Genomic DNA, 16,950 nt, shown 5'->3' with positions numbered 1-16,950 from the left:
AGAGCTGACTCCCAGGCGCCCGCAAGGGCCTTACAGCGGCACCGGTTCCGTGTCTTCCGGCGACGTCGCCATGATGGCGTCGATGCCCACGCCATCCTTGTCATCGCTGGTGGTCAAAATGACGTTGCTGACGGCTACATAAAACGCATCGAGCAAGACCACAGGCGGCGGCGTGGTGCCGCCGTTATCGTCGCCGTGGCTGCTGCTGCCGCCGCCGCAGCCGGCCAGCAAGGCCGTGAGCGCCAGGGCGCTGAGTAAATGGAGCTTTTTCATCGCGTTCTCCTCGTTACAGCTGCGGCGAACCGGCCACGGGCGTTTTCAGGTAAGGGAAACCCGCCGTGAAGAAGGTTTCATCCAGGAAAGCGCCATCCGTGAAGTGCAGGGCGCCGGCGGGGGCGTCGGCCGGGGCGCAGCCGATGTTCAAGGTGCACAGCTTGCCCATGGCCACGCGCAGCACCACGTCGACCACGTCGTCGCCAGGGCGGCGGCCGTTCGGGAAGCCTGCGTTGTCGCCATCAATCACGCCCAGGCGCTTTTGCGATCCAACTGCGGTGGGCGCGATGGAGGTATTCAGACGCAGCATTTCCGAGGCTGTCACGGTGACTGGCTGGTTCACGCCCTTGATGCCCGTCAAGAAGGTGGCCACCAGGTCGTTGCGGGGGAAGTTGGTGGGCGCCTTGGCACCTGCCGAGCCGAACAGCACTTCCACCAGCGCTGGCGCCGTTGGGTTAGTGACGTAGTCGGCAAATTGTGCGTCGCCCGACGGCTTGCTGGCGTTGAAGCGGTCCTTGTCCTTCAGGCCGATGACCAGTTCATTCACCAGCGGCATGCCCAAACGCGACACCTGCACCCACGCGCCGCCTTCCTTCGATGCCGCAGTGCTACCCGGCGCCGGATTCAGCAGGCGTCCCTGGCGCAGGCTGGCCGTGGTCCAGCCGCCGATGACGGGCTCCAGGCCCGCCGTCAGGCAGGCGGTCGGCACTTCCATCTCGATGGCCGTGACGTTTTTGCGTGCCAGGTCATCCTTGGCGGCCGACTCCGCATTTGCGGCAAACTCCGTGGCGGGCGCCTTGATGTTAATCAAATCGAACGTTTCGCCCAGGTTCACCACGAACGGGTCCTTGCGCTGGCCGACGAACAGGCGCGCCGGCGTGGCGCAGCCGGGAATGTTGACGGCATACACGTGCTGCGCGGCATACGCGGCGTAGTTGGGGATGGACTTGGTGCCGATGTTGTCAACGGGCTTGTCGAAGGTCGTGCCGCCGCCCGTGGCGTTGGTCACGCTGCTGCGCGTGCCCGTGCGCCGGTCGCCCCGCACCACCGTCACGCTATAGGTTTCGCGCACATTCAGGCCGGCCGGGTTGACGGAATCGATGGCGCCGCCGTTGATGACCAGCGGAATCGAGACTTTCTTGCCACCCACGGTGAACTGGCCATCCTTGATGGTGTTGCTGAAGCGGAACTGGAAAGTGAGGTCTTCCTTGCCGTCGCCATTGTTGTCGATATGAATTTCGTACAGGGCGTTCGGGTCCATGGCAAAGTAGTTGGGTCCGCCGTAGGCGTCTTGCAGGGGGATGTAGTCGGCCACCAGGGTGGTGTAGGCGCCGCGGCCCGTTTCATAGCTGCGGAACATATAAAAGTCGGTGGCGTCGACCTTGGGGTTTTGCGTGATAAACGGCGCTTCGCGGTGGCTGGAGGCAAAAGCGGGCGGGGCAATGGCCGCCGCCAGAAAGTTGCCTAGGATGGCCGCGCCCAGCGCGGTTTTCGATATTGACAAAGACATTTTGATTCTCCCGATTTTTGTTGGCGTTGACAGGCAAGTCCAAAAAACTGCAGGCTGCCTGACTTATACGCACGACGGGAGAAAACGGATTCAGTTCCTTGACAAGGACCGCCCGGGACTTACCAGGCCAGCACCTTGGGGCCAAGGGTCGCGCCGATGGCGGTCGGCACCAGCATGCCCAGCACGTACCAGAAACCGATGAAGCTGGCCGCCAGTTCGGGGCAATGCAGGCAGTACACGAGCGCGGCCATGGCGCCGGCGGCAAAGCCGGCAGCCGCGCCCGCTAGCCGCAGCCGCGTGGGCGCCAGCTGGCGCATCAGGCGCAGCACGGCGGCCAGGATGGGCAAGGAGAGGGTGGCGATCAGCAAGGGGCAGCTGCGCCAGGTGGCGCCCCAGAACAGTTCGGCGCGCTGTTCGGGCGGTGCTTCGTTCAGGATGATGGCGCCCAGCGCCCACATCAGCAGCACGGGCAGAGCGAGCAGCAGGGGCAGGGCGCGCGTGCTGGCGCCCGGCACGCACAGGCGGCGGCTGACGTGCCAGGCCGCCAGGCAGACGCACGCGACAAAGCCAACCTTGATCCAGAAATCGGGTAGCAGGGCCAGTTGTTCCAGGTTGGGGCGCACGCCCAGCAGCATGGCCATCAGGGCCACGCTGGCCAGCAGGCCGGCGCCCACAGTGCCTGCGGCGCGCCAGTGCGTGCCGGGCGGCGCTGCGGCGGCCACGTCCGGGCCGCTGGCCAGCATGGCGATCAAGTCATCGGTTTTCATGGTGCGTTTCCTCTATCCTTAAATTGGCCGCCAGTGCCTTCAAGCCGCGATGCACGGCCACCTTGACGCTGGCTTCCGAAATGTCCATGGCGGCGGCCGTGTCGCGTACGGACCAGCCTTCGAGTTTGGTATGCACGATGGCGTCGCGCTGTTGCGCCGGCAAGGTGGCCAGCAGCTTGCCCAGGTCGCGGCTGGCCTCGGCCGCCTCGGCATCGGCGCTGGAAAACAGTTGCTGCGTGTCATCCTCTTCGTCATACGGCTGGTGCTGCGCCTCGCGCCGCCCATGCCGGCGCAGCCAGTCGATCAATTTGTAGCGCGCGATCGCATGAATCCACGACGTCAGCGGTACCCCTGTGTCATACGTCAAGCGCTGGTTGTGGATGGCCAGCAAACATTCCTGCACCAAGTCTTCCACCTCGTCCGGCCAGCGCTGCAGACGGCGCCGGAAAAACGCGCGCAAATGGGCGCTACTTGCCTGCAAGAAATTGCGGTAGGCGCCCGCATCGCCATCGAGCCCGCGCAGCATCAAGCCGTGCAGCCGCAATTCCGTGCCATGCAGGTGTTCGCTTACAGGTATTCGTTGCATGCAGACCTTTGGTGACAGGCGTTGAAAAAAATAACTGGAATTATTTGCTGGCGGCTGTAACCTATCCGCATCGTATGGCGAATTGACAGGCAAGCACGCTTCTTCATTCACTATAACGGGTAGTCATCATGCATATCAAGCACCGCCTTGCCGCCAGCCTCGTTCCGCTCTGCCTGTGGGCCGCGACGGCACCCGCGTACGCGCAGCTGGCAGCGGGCCAGCGCTGCGCCGTGCAAAGCGGGCCGCAGACGGCGGCGCTGGTGGAACTGTACAGCAGCGAAGGCTGCTCCAGCTGCCCGCCCGCCGACCAGCGCCTGAACGCCTTGCGCAAGGAAGCGGGGGCGGCCAGCCTGGTCGTGCCGCTGGCCCTGCACGTCACGTATTGGGACCAGATCGGCTGGACGGACCCGCTGGCGCAGGCGCAATTCGATGCGCGCCAGGCCGAACTGCTGCGCCACCAGCCGCGCCATGTGGCCTACACGCCCCAGTTCTTCGTGGGCGGCACGGAATTGCGCAGCTGGGATACGCAGCTGCCGGCCGCCATCCGCCGCATCAATGCAACCGCCGCGCCCGTCAACATCAGCCTGTCCGCCACGCCGGGGCAGGGTGGAAAACTATTGCTTGAAGCCAATGCCAGCGCACCGGACGCGCAGACGGGCGGCCAGTTATATGTCGCCATCAGCGAAAGCGGCATCGTCTCGACCGTGCTGCGGGGCGAAAACCGGGGCGCCACCCTGCATCACGATGCGGCCGTGCGCCTGTGGCTGGGGCCGGTTGCGCTGGCGCAAGGTCGCGCCCGGCTGCGCCGCGAAGTCAATCTGCCCGCCAGCTGGCGCCCCGAGTACCTGCAAGTGGTGGCTTTCGTGCAGCGGGCCGACAGCAGCGCCATCTTGCAAGCCGTCAGCACGGCGCCATGCGCCAAGGGAGTATTGTGATGCATACGCATATTGATTCCAACGCTGTGATCCACCCCGCCTGGCTGCGCCTGACGCACTGGCTCAATGCCGTGGCCGTGGTGGTGCTGGCCACCAGCGGCTGGCGCATCTACAATGCGGCGCCGTTTTTCCCCTTCGAGCTGCCGCGCGTCCTGACCCTGGGCGGCTGGCTGGGCGGCGCCCTGCAATGGCATTTCGCCGCCATGTGGTTGCTGGTGGTCAATGGCTTGCTGTATCTGACGATTAACATTGCCTCGGGACGGCTGCGGCGCCAGTTCTTTCCCCTGTCGCCGCGCCTGCTGCTGGCCGATTTCATGGCCGCGCTGAAGGGCAAGCTGGCCCATGCGGACCCGCGCCGCTACAACATGGTGCAGCGCGCCGCCTATCTGTTCGTGATGGTAGATTGCATCGTGCTGGTGCTGTCCGGCCTGGTGTTGTGGAAATCCGTGCAGTTTCCCCTGTTGCGCGAGTTGCTGGGCGGCTACGAGAGTGCGCGCCGCGTGCATTTCATCGCCATGGCGCTGCTGGTGGGCTTTGTCGGCGTGCACTTGCTGATGGTGGCGCTGGTACCGCGCACCCTGGTCGCCATGCTGCGCGGCCGCTAAAGGATATGATCATGAAAAAGACCATCATTGTGCAAGCGCAGGGCCAGGCCATGCTGGCTGACGCCTTGCGCCAGATCAAACAACCATCGCGGCGCCTGTTCTTGCAGCGCAGCCTGAGCCTGGGCGGCCTGTCCTTGCTGACGGGCTGCAACGTCAGCGACCCGTCCAGCATCGAGACGGCGCTGACGGCGGTGTCGCGCTTCAACGACACGGTGCAGGGCTGGCTCTTTGATCCGACCAAACTGGCGCCGACTTACCCGGATTCCATGATCACCCGGCCGTTTCCCTTCAACGCGTATTACGGCGAGGATGAAGTGGAAGAGGTCGACGGCGACGCCTGGCGCCTGGAGCTGAGCGGCTTGATTGCCGACAAGAAGCCGTGGAGCTTGCCGCAACTGCGCGCCCTGCCACAGGAAACCCAAATCACGCGCCACATCTGCGTGGAAGGCTGGAGCGCCATCGGTCGGTGGGGCGGCGTGCCGTTTTCCCACTTCCTCAAGCGCGTGGGCGCCGACACGACGGCGAAATACATCGGCTTCCAGTGCGCCGACGATTATTTTACGAGCATCGATATGGCCACGGCCCTGCATCCGCAAACCATCATGGCCTTGACGTATGACGGCGAGGAATTGCCGCCGAAATACGGCTATCCGATGAAATTGCGCATGCCGACCAAGCTGGGCTACAAGAATCCCAAGCACATCCAGGCCATTTTCGTCACGAATACGTATCCGGGAGGGTATTGGGAGAATCAGGGCTACAACTGGTTTGGCGGCTCTTGAACACTTTTAGCAGCACCCGTAGCAAACCCAAGTAGCAGTATTTTGCAGTGTCGGGCACTTGCCCATTTAACCCAGAGACAAGGACTTATCATGAAAACCACGATCACCACCTTCGCCGCCATCATCGCTTCCGCCATCCTCATGTCGGGCGCCGCGTTTGCCCAAGATGCCATGAAGAAAGACCCGATGGCCAAGGACGCTTCGGCCGACGCCATGCACAAGGATGCGATGGACAAGGACGGCATGAAGAAGCCGATGGCCAAGAAACACATGAAAAAGGATCACATGGCCAAGGATGGCATGGCAAAAGATGCCATGGCGAAAGACGGCATGAAGAAGGATGAGATGAAAAAGGATGACATGAAGAAGGATGCGATGGGCAAGTAAGGCTAGCGCAGATCGGGGCGTGGTGACTGCCGGTCACCACGCTGCCGGATTGATCACGCCTATCGCCATCAATGCCGGCTTGCAAAATAGATATCCCTGCATCAAATCGATACCCATTTCCTTCAAACAATCGCGTTCGGCAGGCGTTTCGATGCCCTCGGCAAGGACTTTAATGTTGAGTTCCTTGCAAATGGCGATGATGCCCCTGACGATCGCCTTCTTGGGCGCGCTGGCCTCGATGCCGCGCACCAGTTCCATGTCGATCTTGATGATGTGCGGCTGATATTCCGCCAGCAGGCTCAGTCCCGCGTAGCCGGCGCCGAAATCGTCGATGGCCGTCTGAAAGCCGAAGCGGCGATACTCATGAAAAATGTTGACGAGGTGGGGCCGGTCGCGCACTTCTTCGCCCTCGGTCACTTCGAAGATGATGCGGCGGATGGGGAAATTGTATTCGCGCGCCGCCGCCAAGGTGGCCTGGATGCAAGCCTCGGGCGGTACACGGCATTCGGCAGGAAATTGATGGACAGATATTCCTCGATGCCCAGCCGGGCCGCGCCCTCGATGGCGCGCACGCGGCAGGCCTGGTCGAACACATAGCGGTTTTCGTCATTCACCTGCGACAAGACCGAGTAAGCCGATTCGCCGTTGGGGCCGCGCACCAGTGCTTCATGGCCAAAGATCGAGCGCGTGGACAGGTCGACGATCGGTTGATAGGCAAAGGTGAAATCGAAGCCCAGTGGCGCGGCGTCCCGGCACTGGCTGCAGCCTGCTTTTTTCCCGGCCTGGCCCGGGGTGTCGCTGGAGGACGTCATGGTCGCGCTGGCCTCTGATAAAAGGTACAAGGTGTACGTGGCAGTTATACCACGGCCCTGCGCCAGTGGCGCGATATTTATGGCGCGCCAAAACAGGGGGAAGGTTGTGCCAGGGAAGAAATGAGACAGAAAACAATACAAATTTCCTCATAGTAATAATTGATTGGCTATTCGCCGACTGGCGCTGTACTATTTTCACTAAGGAATTTACCAGTTCCGCTGCGTCACGTTGTCAGCGTGACCCGCCCATCGGAACAGCTGACCGCCCGCCGCCCATCCCCCTGCGGCACGTCCCCGCCTACCGGCCTTGACATGCAGTCGTACCGGCTTGCTGCATTTGACGATATCGTTTCAGGTGTTTCACCTCTGCTGCCTGCCGCTTGTCGCGAAACGACCGTGCATTCTCGAGTTGGCCACGATGGCCCGGGATATGCACGGATATGCACGTTACTCCATTCATGCGCAAGCTGCGCAAAAAGAAACCCATGAAATTGCCTCCATCGACACTGGCGCTGCTCGTCACGCTGGCATGCACTGCTGCGCAAGTCCATGCCGAAGGCGTGCCCCTGTTTGGCCAGTCGCTAGCCGGTTCTTCCGTGTTTGCGCTCACCTATGCGACCACCGGCGCCAACTCGACCGTCACGGGCGATATCGTCTCGGGCGATGTCGCCACCATGGGCGCCGCGTCGCTGCTCAGCGGCAATCTGTTGTCCGTGGGCGCGTCCACCATCGGCGCCAATGCCAGCGTGAGCGGCAATATGCTCAGTGGCGGCGCCGCCACCGTCGGCGCCAATGCCAGCGTGGCCGGCAAGGTGGCGGCGCTGGGCGCGGTCACATTGTCCGCCAGCAGCACCACCCATGGTGCAGGCACGCTTTCCGCGCTGCCGGCGAACGTGCAGAGCCATGCGCAGCAGGTCGGCGCCGCGCAGGCCGCATTGAAGAACATGGGACAGGGGACCGCCCTGGGCACGACCATGACGCTCGACACCACGCTGTATCCGGGCGTGTTTTCGGCGGCCAATTTGTCGACCACTGCCGGCATCACGCTGACCCTGGACGGACAGAACCGCTCCAATCAATCCTGGGTGTTCAATATCGACGATTACCTGGTCACGGGCGCGGCCATGAAAATTGTCTTGATCAATGCCGATGCCAGCAACAGTGTCATCTGGAATAGTGGCGGCTACACGAGCCTGGGTGCCAGCGGGGAGTTCATCGGCACCATCCTGGCAAAGGATTACGTCAGCGTGGGCGCGGGCACCAGCGTGATGGGCGTGGGTAGCGCCTGCGGCGGGCTCTTTTCCGCCACATCGTATGTGTCGACGGGCGACGGCGCGCGCATCGGCGGCAAGGGCTGCAGCGGCATAGGCAGCGGTTTCGATATCGTGGACGGTACCGCTGTTCGCAGCATCGACATACCGGCAGTGCCAGAACCATCCAGCTACGCCATGCTGGTGGCCGGTCTTGCCCTGCTTGGCCTGATGCGGCAGCGCAAGCTGGCGCGCCTGTAAGGGGAAACAAGGCGACCGAGATGCCAACGCAATTTGTAGTAAGCTGGTCACCTCCTGATTTATTGCATGCACAGTCATGACCGAACCTTCCGTCGCCGCGCTTCCTGCCGTTTCCCCTGATTCCGACAAATCCCTGCGCCGCCGCTCGCTGTTCGCCGCCTGCAGCGCGCATGCCGTGCATGACGGCTTGACGGACGTGATTTATGTGCTGCTACCCATCTGGCAGGCGCAGTTTGCCATCAGTTACGCCATGGTGGGCCTGCTGCGCGGTTCCTACTCGGGCATGATGGCCGGTTTCCAGCTGCTGGCCAGCCGCATGGCCAGGCGCTGGGGACGCGAACGCATGCTGGTGGGCGGCACGGCCCTGGCTGGCATCGCCTACCTGATCGCCGGGCAGGCGGGCGGCTTGGCCGTGCTGCTGGTGGCCTTGCTGCTAGGCGGCCTGGGCGCCAGTACCCAGCATCCGCTGGCCTCGTCCATCGTTACCGACACGCACGAGGCAGGCGGCGGCGTGAAGGAAGCGCTGTCGCACTACAACTTTGCCGGCGATATCGGCAAGACCCTGATACCCGCGCTGGTGGGCTTGCTGTTGCTGGTGTGCAGCTGGCAAGCCAGCGTCTCGCTGCTGGGACTGCTGGGCCTGGCGGCGGCCGGCTTGCTGTGGTGGCTGCTGCCGAAACCGGGAGACATCCAGGCCAGCCAGAAGACAGCGGCCAAACCCATCACTGGCAGCGGCTCCAAAGCAAGCTTTCGTGCCTTGCTGGCGACGGGCACGCTGGACAGCGCCGTGCGCATGGGTTTTCTCACCTTCTTGCCATTCTTGCTGAAAAGTAAGGGTGCGGGCACAGCCGGCATCGGCGTGGCCCTGTCTCTGCTGTTCGTGGGCGGCGCCTTCGGCAAGCTGCTGTGCGGCTACCTGGGGCGCGCATCGGCATGATGAAAACCGTGTGGCTGACGGAATCGATGACGTCCGTGCTGATTGTCGCGGCCCTGTGGCTGCCGCTGGCCGGTGTCATGGCCATGTTGCCCCTGCTGGGGCTGGCGCTGAACGGCACTTCGTCCGTGCTGTATGGCGCGGTGCCGGAACTGGCCGCCCCCGGCAAGCGCGAGCACGCGTTTGCCCTGTTCTACACGGGCAGCATCGGCGGCGGGGCGCTGTCGCCCGTGCTGTTCGGCGCGCTGGGCGACCATACCAGCGTGAACATAGCCTTGCTGGCGCTGGCGGCCGTATTGCTGCTGACCTTGCCGTTGGCGTGGAAGGTGCAGCGGGGCCTGGCGCACGCTGCTTCCACATGACTCGGCCGGGCATAATCGCCGAGCTGGAGGACGACGTGGCCGACGTGGCCCGGGAAATCCTGCAATGCCAGATCATAAAGTGCTCGGCCAATAATCAGCTTCATGATTGACGAACATTAGAGTGCGCTTGCGTGTGGCCATTCCTGCAATAGATAGGAGACAATCCGGTCCGACTATATGTCGGCATCCGGGTTTTGAAAACCTCTTATCATTTAACAGGAAGATTACATGGGCAATTTTAGTATCCCGCAAACCAATAAAGCACTCGCCGTGTATTTTCATGGCAAGACAGTACCCATGCTCTTTGCGGTATTTGCGGCGATCCTGGCGGCAGTGGCGGGTTTGGTGCTGTACCTGAGCACGACCTTGCCGCAGAAGACACTGACCGATGCGCAGGCCATGACGCTGCGTAACGGCGCCAAACTGGGCACGCACAGCAATCTGACGATTCTTTATGGCACGGCGGCTTTTTTATTGCTGCTCGCACTGCTGGTACTGGTCATGCGTGCAGTAATGCTCAAGCGGCAAAAGAGCCGTTTTGAATTGCATGAAGATGGCGTGGTGCATGAATCGGGCGGCATCCGCAGCTACGCTGCCTTTGCCGATATCGAGGACCTGTATCTGTTCGCCGCCGGCTCCACCGCCATGTCAGGCTTGATCAATAACTTTGCCTACCGCACGGGCGCCGACCAGCCCTGGATACTGGCTACCGCAGAACTCAAGCGTTTTGACGAGTTCATGGACGAGTTTCGTTCCCGCTATGTCTTGCACCGCATGCCCGTATTAAAGCAGAAGCTTGCAGACGGTGAGCGCGTGAACTTCCATTACATCAGTAGCGGCAACGTGTACAAGAAACGTTTGCTCGGAAATTTCCTGAATTTCAAGACACAAGTAGTGGCATTGTCTGCCCAGGGCTTGCATGTGGATGGCGTCACCTTTCCTGGCGCCAGCCTGAAGTGCATGAATCTGAGTGACTGGACCGAGAAAGTGACGATCAAGGATGCGGCGGGCGCCACGGTGTTTTCGTGCATCGGCACGGGTATCCTGAGTTTCGATCTGTTCGCCAATATGCTGGACGACGAGATTAATCAGGCCGCGTAAAAATCCGGCGAAAATATGCCTCCCGATACAGGGAGGCTTGCGACCGGGCTATCCCGGTCGGCAGTCAACTTCAGATAAAAAATGAAAACACATTGACTGTGGCATGACTTGCCCGCCAGCACTCCCATCGTCTACACTCGCCGCATGAAAAATTTTGCAAAGCGGCGCGACCGCTATGACTTGTTCCGCGCGTTTGACAATCCTCTCGTCAACATCAATTTCCAGCTCGACGTGCCGGACTTCCGTCCCTGGTGCAAGCAACGGAACATCCCCGTGTTCCACTTTTTCCTGTTTTGCCTGCTCAATACGGTCAAGGGCATCGACAATTTCATGTACCGCATCTGCCAGGGCGAGGTGATCAGGATCGATGATTTTCCCGCTTCCTACACCGTCATCAACGGCGACGATAACCTCAACTACACGCGTTTCACGATGACGGACCAGCTTGACCTGTTCATCGAACGCAGCCTGGAAGCGAAACGCCTCGCCGAAGCCAGTTCCGCGCTGATCAACACGGGCGAGGGAGAGAGCGAGCGCGAGCAGCGCAACAATATCTTCATCACCTGTCTGCCATGGCTGGAGCTGGCGGCCATCGAGCACCCGATTTACCGCCACCGCGATGCCGATATCCCGACCTTTACCTGGGGTAAATTCGGTCCCGCGCAGCCGGATGGCCGCATGCGGGTGCCGTTTTCCGCGCAGGCGCACCATGGCTTTGTCGACGGCTACCATGTGCAGAAACTGGCGCAGGCGTTGGGCCAGCGCATCGCCGCCATCATTGCCTAGTTCGACAGATAGTCGCTGGGCGCCTGTCCCAGCACGCGGCGGAAGGCGGCCGTGAAGGCGCTGGGGCTGGCATAACCGAGGTCGAGCGCAACCCGGGTGACGGCTTGCCCTTCGGCCAGGCGCGTGATGGCCGCCAGCAGACATGCTTGCTGGCGCCATTGGGCAAAGGCCAGGCCCGTCTGGGTGCGGAACTGGCGCGTAAAGGTGCGCCGGCTCATGCCCGCCTGTGCCGCCATCGCGTCCAGGCTGTGGTCCAGGCTGGGTTGCTGCAAGAGTTGCGTGCACAGGCGCGCCAGCCTGGCGTCCTGGGGCAGGGGTGCGCTCAGGGGCAGGGGCGCCATGGCAGCGATTTCATCGAGCAGCAAGGCCATCAATCGCCCGGCGCGCGATTCTTCCGCATACAAGGCTTCCACGCTCACGGCTTCGGCCAGCAGCTGGCGCAGCAGCGGCGAAGCGTCCAGCACCTGGCAATCGGGTGGCAAGCCCATCTTGAAGATGGCGGCCTCGTCAATGAAGACATTGTGCATGTTTACGGCGCCATGCATGCGCATGCCGTGGGGTAGCCGGGCCGGGACCCAGCAGGCGCGCTGCGGCGGCACCAGCCAGTTGCCTTGCGGCGTGTGCACGCTGATGACGCCGCGCGCCGCATAGGCGAATTGCCCGCGCGCATGGCTGTGGCTGGGGAAAATGGCGCCGGGGGCATAGTCGCGCGCCGTGGCGATCAAGGGACGCGGCACTTCCGTATAAAAATCATCCATGGCCCATACTCTACAGTATTTGACCTTTTAGCGAAGGCGGGCCGCTTGCTGGACGCCTACCATGCACTCTTTTTCAGGAGTGTGTATGCACAATAGCTATCATCGCGTGGGCCATGGTCCCCACGCCGTCATCGTCCTGCACGGCTGGTTTGGCGACGCGCACGCATTTGCACCGATGGAAGTGGCCCTCGATGGCGCCGCTTTCAGCTATGTTTTCATGGACAATCGCGGCTATGGCGGCATGCGCGGCGCGGCGGGCGCGTATTCGATGGAAGAGGTCGCCCGCGACGCGCTAGCACTGGCCGATGCGCTGGGCTTTGCCACCTTCAGCGTGGTTGGCCATTCGATGGGCGGCATGGCGCTGGAACGGCTGGCCTTGCTGGCCCCCTTGCGCGTGCGCAAACTGGTGGCCGTGGCGCCCGTGCCCAGCTGCGGCGTAAGCATGGATGCGGCGGCGCGCGCGTTGTTTCTCGACGCCAGAGGCAACAAGCAAGCGCGGCGCGCCATCATCGATCGCAGCACGGGCGGGCGCTTGCCTGCCACCTGGCTGGACTGGAAGGCGCAATACTCGTGGGAAAGTGCGGATCCGGCCGCGTTCGCACGCTACTTCCTCGCGTGGAGCGACACGGATTTCAGCGGCGAGGTGATGCGGGCGGCGCTGAAACTGCCCTTGCTGGCGCTGGTGGGCGAGCACGACCCCCGTTTCGATGCGGCCCTGATGCGCCGCACGTATCTGGCGTGGTACCCGCAAGCCCGGCTGGAGGTGCTGGGTAATGCGGGACACTATCCGATGAATGAAACGCCGCTGGCCCTGGCGGCCAGCATTGAGGCGTTTTTATCGGCGCAGTGACTTTACGCCGTCTTGGCGCGCAAGCGCAGCAGGCTCAGGCCCAGCAGCACGAAGGCACCGCCCGAAATGCGGTTGAACAACTTGGCGCGCCCTGGCGTGGCCAACTGGGTTTTCAGCAGGCGCGCCAGGTTGGCGTAGAACAAGTGGGCCAGCATGGCGCAGGCGACAAACGAGGTCGTCAGCACGGTGAACTGGATGGCCACCGGTTCGCCCGGCGTGATGAATTGCGGGAACAGGGCCGAAAAGAACAGGATGGCCTTGGGATTGGTCAGCGCCACCGTCAAGCCCTGGCGGAAGAGTTTCCAAAAGGAATTTGGATTCGCCGCGCCAAGCGCCACGGGCGCATCGGCCACGATGCTGGTCTTGCTGCGCCATTGCTTGATGCCCAGGTACACCAGATACAGGGCGCCAGCCAGTTTCAGCAGCATGAAAGCGGTGGCCGAGGTGGCCAGCACGACGCCCATGCCGGCCATGGCCACGCCGGAAATGATGAACAAACCAAAACCATTGCCCATGCTGCTGATCATCGCGCGGCGCGGGCCGACGGCGATGGCATTCGAGATGGCCAGCAAGACGGCCGGACCGGGAGAAAACGTGACGAGCAGGGCGACGCTGCAAAAAAGCAGCCAGTTCGAGAGATGCATGGGTGTTCCTGGGTGGGGCCGAAGCCGGATTGAGAGTCAAAACACGCTTATTGTACGAAGTTTTCGACGTCCGCGTCAGCGGCCCCCGCCTGAATCAGCCTCAGCTTCAGGCAAACAGGCTGGCGACCACGTGGTTGATGGCGGCGCCACCGGCGATCAGCCAGCAGAACAGCACGCCAGCCAGCAGCAGGGGCTTGATGCCGGCGCGGCGGATGGCCGACATATGTGTCGTCAAGCCCAGGGCCGCCATGGCCATGGCCAGCAAGACCGTGTCGAGTTCGGTGATGGTGGCGACCGTGCCCGCTGGCAACAGGCCCAGCGAATTGAATGCCACCACGGCAATAAAAATGAAGGCGAACCAGGGAATGGCCAGTTTGCTGGCCTTGTCGTGGCTGCCGTTAGCACCTTGGGCCTTGCCGCGCGCCAGCACCGCCGACAGGATGACGAGAAACGGCGCCAGCATCATCACGCGCACCATCTTGGCGATCACGGCCGCATTCGCCGCTTCCTGCCCGATCGACTTGCCGGCCGCCACCACTTGCGCCACTTCGTGCACGGTCGAACCGATATACACGCCGAACGCCGCGGGCGTGGCGCCCAGCACCTGCCAGCCCAAGTTCAGCTGGTACAGCAAGGGGTACAAAAAGATGGCGATGGTGCCGAACACGACGACAGTGGAGACCGCTACGGTAACGTCTTCGCTGCGGCCCTTGACGACGGGTTCCGTCGCCATCACGGCCGCCGCGCCACAGATCGAGCTGCCCGCGCCGATCAGAATGGCGCTGTTGAGTTCCAGCTTGAACACCTTGGTACCGAGGAACATGGCCAGGCCAAACGTGGACGCCAGCACCAGCGCGTCGATGGCGATGCCGGCCAGGCCCACCTGGCCGATATCCTGGAAAGTCAGACGGAAGCCGTACAGGATGATGCCAAGACGCAATAAGGTCTGCTTGGAAAAGGTCACGCCTGCGCCGCAGGCGGGCGCCAGGCGGCCATACACGCTGTTGCCCAGCGCAATGCCCAGCATGATGGCCAGGGTCAGCGCGCTCATGCCGTGGCTTTGCATCCATTCCAGCTTGCCCAGCGCGATGGCGCCCCAGGCGATGGCGCCGCTCAGCATCAGGCCGGGCAGCAAGCGGCCGTAGCGGTCGCTGAAACTTGTTGTCGTTGTGGTGGATAAGGAAGACATGCTGTACTCCATGTTTTTATGCGTATGGCATGACTGTACAGTTCGTCGATTAAATGGTAAAACGGATTGTTTTTGTATGTTTAACCAATTAAATAGGTAGATTTGATGGCATTAACCTTGCGGCAACTGCAGATTTTCCTCGCCGTGGCGGACACGGGCAGCACCAGCGCGGCCGGCGAACAGATTGCGTTGTCGCAATCGGCCACCAGCGCGGCGCTGAATGAGCTGGAAACCTTGCTGGGCGCGCAACTGTTCGACCGGGTGGGCAAGCGATTGCTGCTCAATGACAATGGCCGTTTGCTGTTGCCGCAGGCGCGGCAGATGCGCGACGGGGCCGCCAGCATCGAGCGCCAGTTCGCGGGCGCCGACCCGTCCGTGCCCGTCAGCCTGCAAATCGGCGCCAGTACGACGATAGGCATCTATCTGCTGCCGCAGATCCTGGCGCAGGCAGCGCAGCAGTACGGGCGCAGCATTCCGCAGGTGACGATTGCCAACACGGCCGACATCGCCGCCGCCGTGGCGGAGTTCCGTGTCGATATCGGCCTGATCGAAGGGCCGTGCCATGAAGCGGGCTTGCTGGTGGAGCCGTGGCTGACGGACCAGATGCTGATTGTGGCCGCGCCCACGCATCCGCTGGCGCAGCTGCGCCATCTGCTCAGCTTTGCGGAGCTGAACCAGGCGGGCTGGCTGCTGCGCGAAGCGGGCTCGGGCACGCGCGAAGCGGTGGAGCAGGCACTGGTACCGTATCTGCACTATCTGCGCCCCGCGGGCGAATTCAGCAATTCGGAAGCGATCAAATATGGCGCGGCGGCGGGGCTCGGCATCGCCTGCCTGTCGCGGGTGGTGGTGGCCGACCTGCTGGCCAGTGGGCAACTGGTGGAACTGGAGACCATGCTGCCGCCCCTGGAGCGCAACTTTTATCTGATCCGCCAGTCCAAGAAGATCCTCTCGCCCCGTTTAAGCGGTTTCCTGGAACTGTGCCGCCACGCTTCTCGCATGGCTTGATGTTTTTCCATATATGGGATAACTTCCCATATATGGAAAATTTGCTAAGCACAGAGAACGATACGGAACAGCGTCTGGCCGCGCGCCTGAAACAGTTGCGCGTGGAGCGGGGCTGGTCGCTGGACCAGCTGGCGAACATGAGCCAGGTCAGCCGCGCGACATTATCTCGCCTGGAAAATGGCGAGGTCAGCCCGACGACGGTCGTGCTGGGCAAGTTGTGCGCCGCGTATGGCCTGGCCATGTCGCGCCTGCTGCGCATGGTGGAAGACGATTTTCCGCCCCTGCTGCGGCGGGCCGAGCAAAGCGTGTGGACGGACCCGGACAGCGGTTTTATCCGCCGTTCCGTCTCGCCCCCGTCGCGCGCCCTGGCCGGCGAAGCGCTCGAATGCGAGCTGGGCGCGGGGGTGACGATCACCTACGCGGCCTCGCCCCGGCCCGGCATGGAACACCATCTGTTGTTGCAGGAAGGCCAGCTGAACGTGACCGTCGACGGCCGCTCGCACGATTTAATGCCCGGCGATTGCCTGCGCTACCAGTTGCAGGGCGCCAGCGCGTTTGCGACGCCGCCAGACAGCGGCGCCCGCTATTTTCTCTTTCTCGTCTGAGGTCATCATGCCCGCATCGCTGCGTAGTTTCAGTTCCGCCGATATTCTCGAACGCCTGCCGGAACTGGGCGCCTTGCAGCAAGACTGCGTGCACGACGGCGCCAGCATCGGTTTCATCTTGCCGTTTGACGTGGCGGCCAGCCAGGCGTTCTGGACGGACAATGTGCTGCCCGCCGTGACGCGCGGCGTGCGCCTGCTGCTGGTGGCCGAGGTGGAAGGGAAGGTGGCGGGCGCCGTGCAGCTGGACTGGGACACCAATCCCAACCAGGCGCACCGGGCCGAAGTGCGCAAGCTGCTGGTCGCGCCCGCTTACCGCCGCCTCGGCCTCGCGCGCCAGCTGATGCTGGCGCTGGAAGAGCAGGCGCGCCTCTTGCCGCGCAGCCTGCTGACCCTGGACACGCGCAGCGGCGACCATGCCGAACCGCTGTATTTGTCGCTCGGTTACGTGGTGGCGGGCAGCATCCCCGCCTATGCGCTGGCGCCGGCCGGAGACCGGCTGGACGCCACCACCATCATGTACAAGCAGTTATAGCGGGCAACGCAGGCGG

The 16,950-nt window shown here is 62.7% G+C and carries 20 protein-coding genes and 1 pseudogene; 12 read left to right on the top strand and 9 right to left on the bottom strand.

Going from position 1 to position 16,950, the window contains the following annotated elements; all coding sequences use genetic code 11:
- Positions 1–30 precede the first annotated feature (30 nt).
- The 4 genes from CNX70_RS16740 to CNX70_RS16725 form a co-directional block, all read right to left on the bottom strand.
- Positions 31–273, bottom strand: coding sequence for a hypothetical protein (locus CNX70_RS16740; RefSeq protein WP_096235630.1), 243 nt, complete (start codon positions 271–273; stop codon positions 31–33).
- A 13-nt stretch (positions 274–286) separates the two neighbouring features.
- Positions 287–1,783: a DUF4331 domain-containing protein gene (locus CNX70_RS16735; RefSeq protein ID WP_096235629.1), complete on the bottom strand. Its 1,497-nt coding sequence runs from the start codon at positions 1,781–1,783 to the stop codon at positions 287–289.
- 119 nt (positions 1,784–1,902) lie between these two features.
- Positions 1,903–2,550, bottom strand: a complete 648-nt coding sequence (locus CNX70_RS16730) for an NrsF family protein (protein ID WP_096235628.1) — start codon at positions 2,548–2,550, stop codon at positions 1,903–1,905.
- Positions 2,537–3,136: a sigma-70 family RNA polymerase sigma factor gene (locus CNX70_RS16725; RefSeq protein WP_096235627.1), complete on the bottom strand. Its 600-nt coding sequence runs from the start codon at positions 3,134–3,136 to the stop codon at positions 2,537–2,539. The genes CNX70_RS16730 and CNX70_RS16725 overlap by 14 nt, the downstream gene beginning before the upstream one ends.
- Before the next feature lie 128 nt (positions 3,137–3,264).
- Between CNX70_RS16725 and CNX70_RS16720 the strand changes: the two genes are divergently transcribed.
- The 4 genes from CNX70_RS16720 (at position 3,265) to CNX70_RS16705 (ending at position 5,845) form a co-directional block, all read left to right on the top strand.
- Positions 3,265–4,071 carry a DUF1223 domain-containing protein gene (locus CNX70_RS16720; RefSeq protein WP_096235626.1) on the top strand — a complete coding sequence of 269 codons (807 nt, stop codon included), beginning with the start codon at positions 3,265–3,267 and terminating at the stop codon, positions 4,069–4,071.
- Positions 4,071–4,676, top strand: coding sequence for a cytochrome b/b6 domain-containing protein (locus CNX70_RS16715; protein ID WP_096235625.1), 606 nt, complete (start codon positions 4,071–4,073; stop codon positions 4,674–4,676). The genes CNX70_RS16720 and CNX70_RS16715 overlap by 1 nt, the downstream gene beginning before the upstream one ends.
- Positions 4,677–4,726: 50 nt before the next feature.
- Complete coding sequence (locus CNX70_RS16710) at positions 4,727–5,458, top strand: molybdopterin-dependent oxidoreductase (RefSeq protein ID WP_425269255.1); 732 nt, start codon at positions 4,727–4,729, stop codon at positions 5,456–5,458.
- Between the two features lie 90 nt (positions 5,459–5,548).
- Positions 5,549–5,845 carry a pentapeptide MXKDX repeat protein gene (locus CNX70_RS16705; protein WP_096235623.1) on the top strand — a complete coding sequence of 99 codons (297 nt, stop codon included), beginning with the start codon at positions 5,549–5,551 and terminating at the stop codon, positions 5,843–5,845.
- Positions 5,846–5,878: 33 nt separating this feature from the next.
- Here CNX70_RS16705 and CNX70_RS29240 read toward each other — a convergent pair whose 3' ends face one another.
- Together CNX70_RS29240 and CNX70_RS29235 are read right to left on the bottom strand one after the other, a co-directional pair.
- Positions 5,879–6,313 carry an EAL domain-containing protein gene (locus CNX70_RS29240; RefSeq protein WP_341865519.1) on the bottom strand — a complete coding sequence of 145 codons (435 nt, stop codon included), beginning with the start codon at positions 6,311–6,313 and terminating at the stop codon, positions 5,879–5,881.
- Entirely contained in the window at positions 6,259–6,657 is a 399-nt protein-coding gene (locus CNX70_RS29235) for a hypothetical protein (protein ID WP_341865518.1), read from the bottom strand. The genes CNX70_RS29240 and CNX70_RS29235 overlap by 55 nt, the downstream gene beginning before the upstream one ends.
- A gap of 485 nt (positions 6,658–7,142) precedes the next feature.
- Here CNX70_RS29235 and CNX70_RS16695 point away from each other — a divergent pair, with 485 nt between their 5' ends.
- The 4 genes and pseudogenes from CNX70_RS16695 (at position 7,143) to CNX70_RS16680 (ending at position 11,351) form a co-directional block, all read left to right on the top strand.
- Positions 7,143–8,168, top strand: coding sequence for an ice-binding family protein (locus CNX70_RS16695; RefSeq protein ID WP_157751068.1), 1,026 nt, complete (start codon positions 7,143–7,145; stop codon positions 8,166–8,168).
- Positions 8,169–8,244: 76 nt separating this feature from the next.
- Positions 8,245–9,464, top strand: a pseudogene (locus tag CNX70_RS16690) (MFS transporter).
- A gap of 228 nt (positions 9,465–9,692) precedes the next feature.
- Positions 9,693–10,565: a hypothetical protein gene (locus CNX70_RS16685; protein WP_244198829.1), complete on the top strand. Its 873-nt coding sequence runs from the start codon at positions 9,693–9,695 to the stop codon at positions 10,563–10,565.
- A gap of 144 nt (positions 10,566–10,709) precedes the next feature.
- Positions 10,710–11,351, top strand: a complete 642-nt coding sequence (locus CNX70_RS16680; RefSeq protein WP_096238504.1) for a CatA-like O-acetyltransferase — start codon at positions 10,710–10,712, stop codon at positions 11,349–11,351.
- Here the strand turns inward: CNX70_RS16680 and CNX70_RS16675 are convergent.
- Positions 11,348–12,109 (bottom strand): AraC family transcriptional regulator, encoded by a 762-nt coding sequence (locus tag CNX70_RS16675; protein WP_096235622.1) that lies wholly within the window; start codon positions 12,107–12,109, stop codon positions 11,348–11,350. The genes CNX70_RS16680 and CNX70_RS16675 overlap by 4 nt on opposite strands.
- A gap of 85 nt (positions 12,110–12,194) precedes the next feature.
- On the opposite strand from CNX70_RS16675, the gene CNX70_RS16670 reads away from it, so the two are divergent.
- Positions 12,195–12,959, top strand: coding sequence for an alpha/beta fold hydrolase (locus CNX70_RS16670; protein WP_096235621.1), 765 nt, complete (start codon positions 12,195–12,197; stop codon positions 12,957–12,959).
- A gap of 2 nt (positions 12,960–12,961) precedes the next feature.
- Here the strand turns inward: CNX70_RS16670 and CNX70_RS16665 are convergent, their stop codons facing one another.
- Both CNX70_RS16665 and CNX70_RS16660 read right to left on the bottom strand, forming a co-directional pair.
- The gene (locus CNX70_RS16665; RefSeq protein ID WP_096235620.1) at positions 12,962–13,603 is read right to left on the bottom strand and encodes a LysE family translocator; all 642 of its coding nucleotides are present in this window, start codon (positions 13,601–13,603) and stop codon (positions 12,962–12,964) included.
- A 106-nt stretch (positions 13,604–13,709) separates the two neighbouring features.
- Entirely contained in the window at positions 13,710–14,792 is a 1,083-nt protein-coding gene (locus tag CNX70_RS16660) for a YeiH family protein (protein ID WP_244198828.1), read from the bottom strand.
- Positions 14,793–14,897: 105 nt separating this feature from the next.
- On the opposite strand from CNX70_RS16660, the gene CNX70_RS16655 reads away from it, so the two are divergent.
- Genes CNX70_RS16655 through CNX70_RS16645 form a run of 3 tightly spaced genes read left to right on the top strand, consistent with a single transcriptional unit; the run spans position 14,898 to position 16,934 of the window.
- On the top strand, positions 14,898–15,797 hold the full coding sequence (locus CNX70_RS16655; RefSeq protein WP_096235618.1) for a LysR family transcriptional regulator: 900 nt from the start codon (positions 14,898–14,900) through the stop codon (positions 15,795–15,797).
- Positions 15,798–15,829: 32 nt separating this feature from the next.
- Positions 15,830–16,402 carry a helix-turn-helix domain-containing protein gene (locus CNX70_RS16650; protein WP_096238503.1) on the top strand — a complete coding sequence of 191 codons (573 nt, stop codon included), beginning with the start codon at positions 15,830–15,832 and terminating at the stop codon, positions 16,400–16,402.
- Between the two features lie 7 nt (positions 16,403–16,409).
- On the top strand, positions 16,410–16,934 hold the full coding sequence (locus tag CNX70_RS16645; protein ID WP_096235617.1) for a GNAT family N-acetyltransferase: 525 nt from the start codon (positions 16,410–16,412) through the stop codon (positions 16,932–16,934).
- Positions 16,935–16,950: the final 16 nt, after the last annotated feature.

It is taken from the genome of Janthinobacterium svalbardense, from assembly GCF_002327145.1.
Classification (GTDB): domain Bacteria; phylum Pseudomonadota; class Gammaproteobacteria; order Burkholderiales; family Burkholderiaceae_D; genus Janthinobacterium; species Janthinobacterium tructae.
This window is presented reverse-complemented; position numbering and strand designations above follow the sequence as displayed.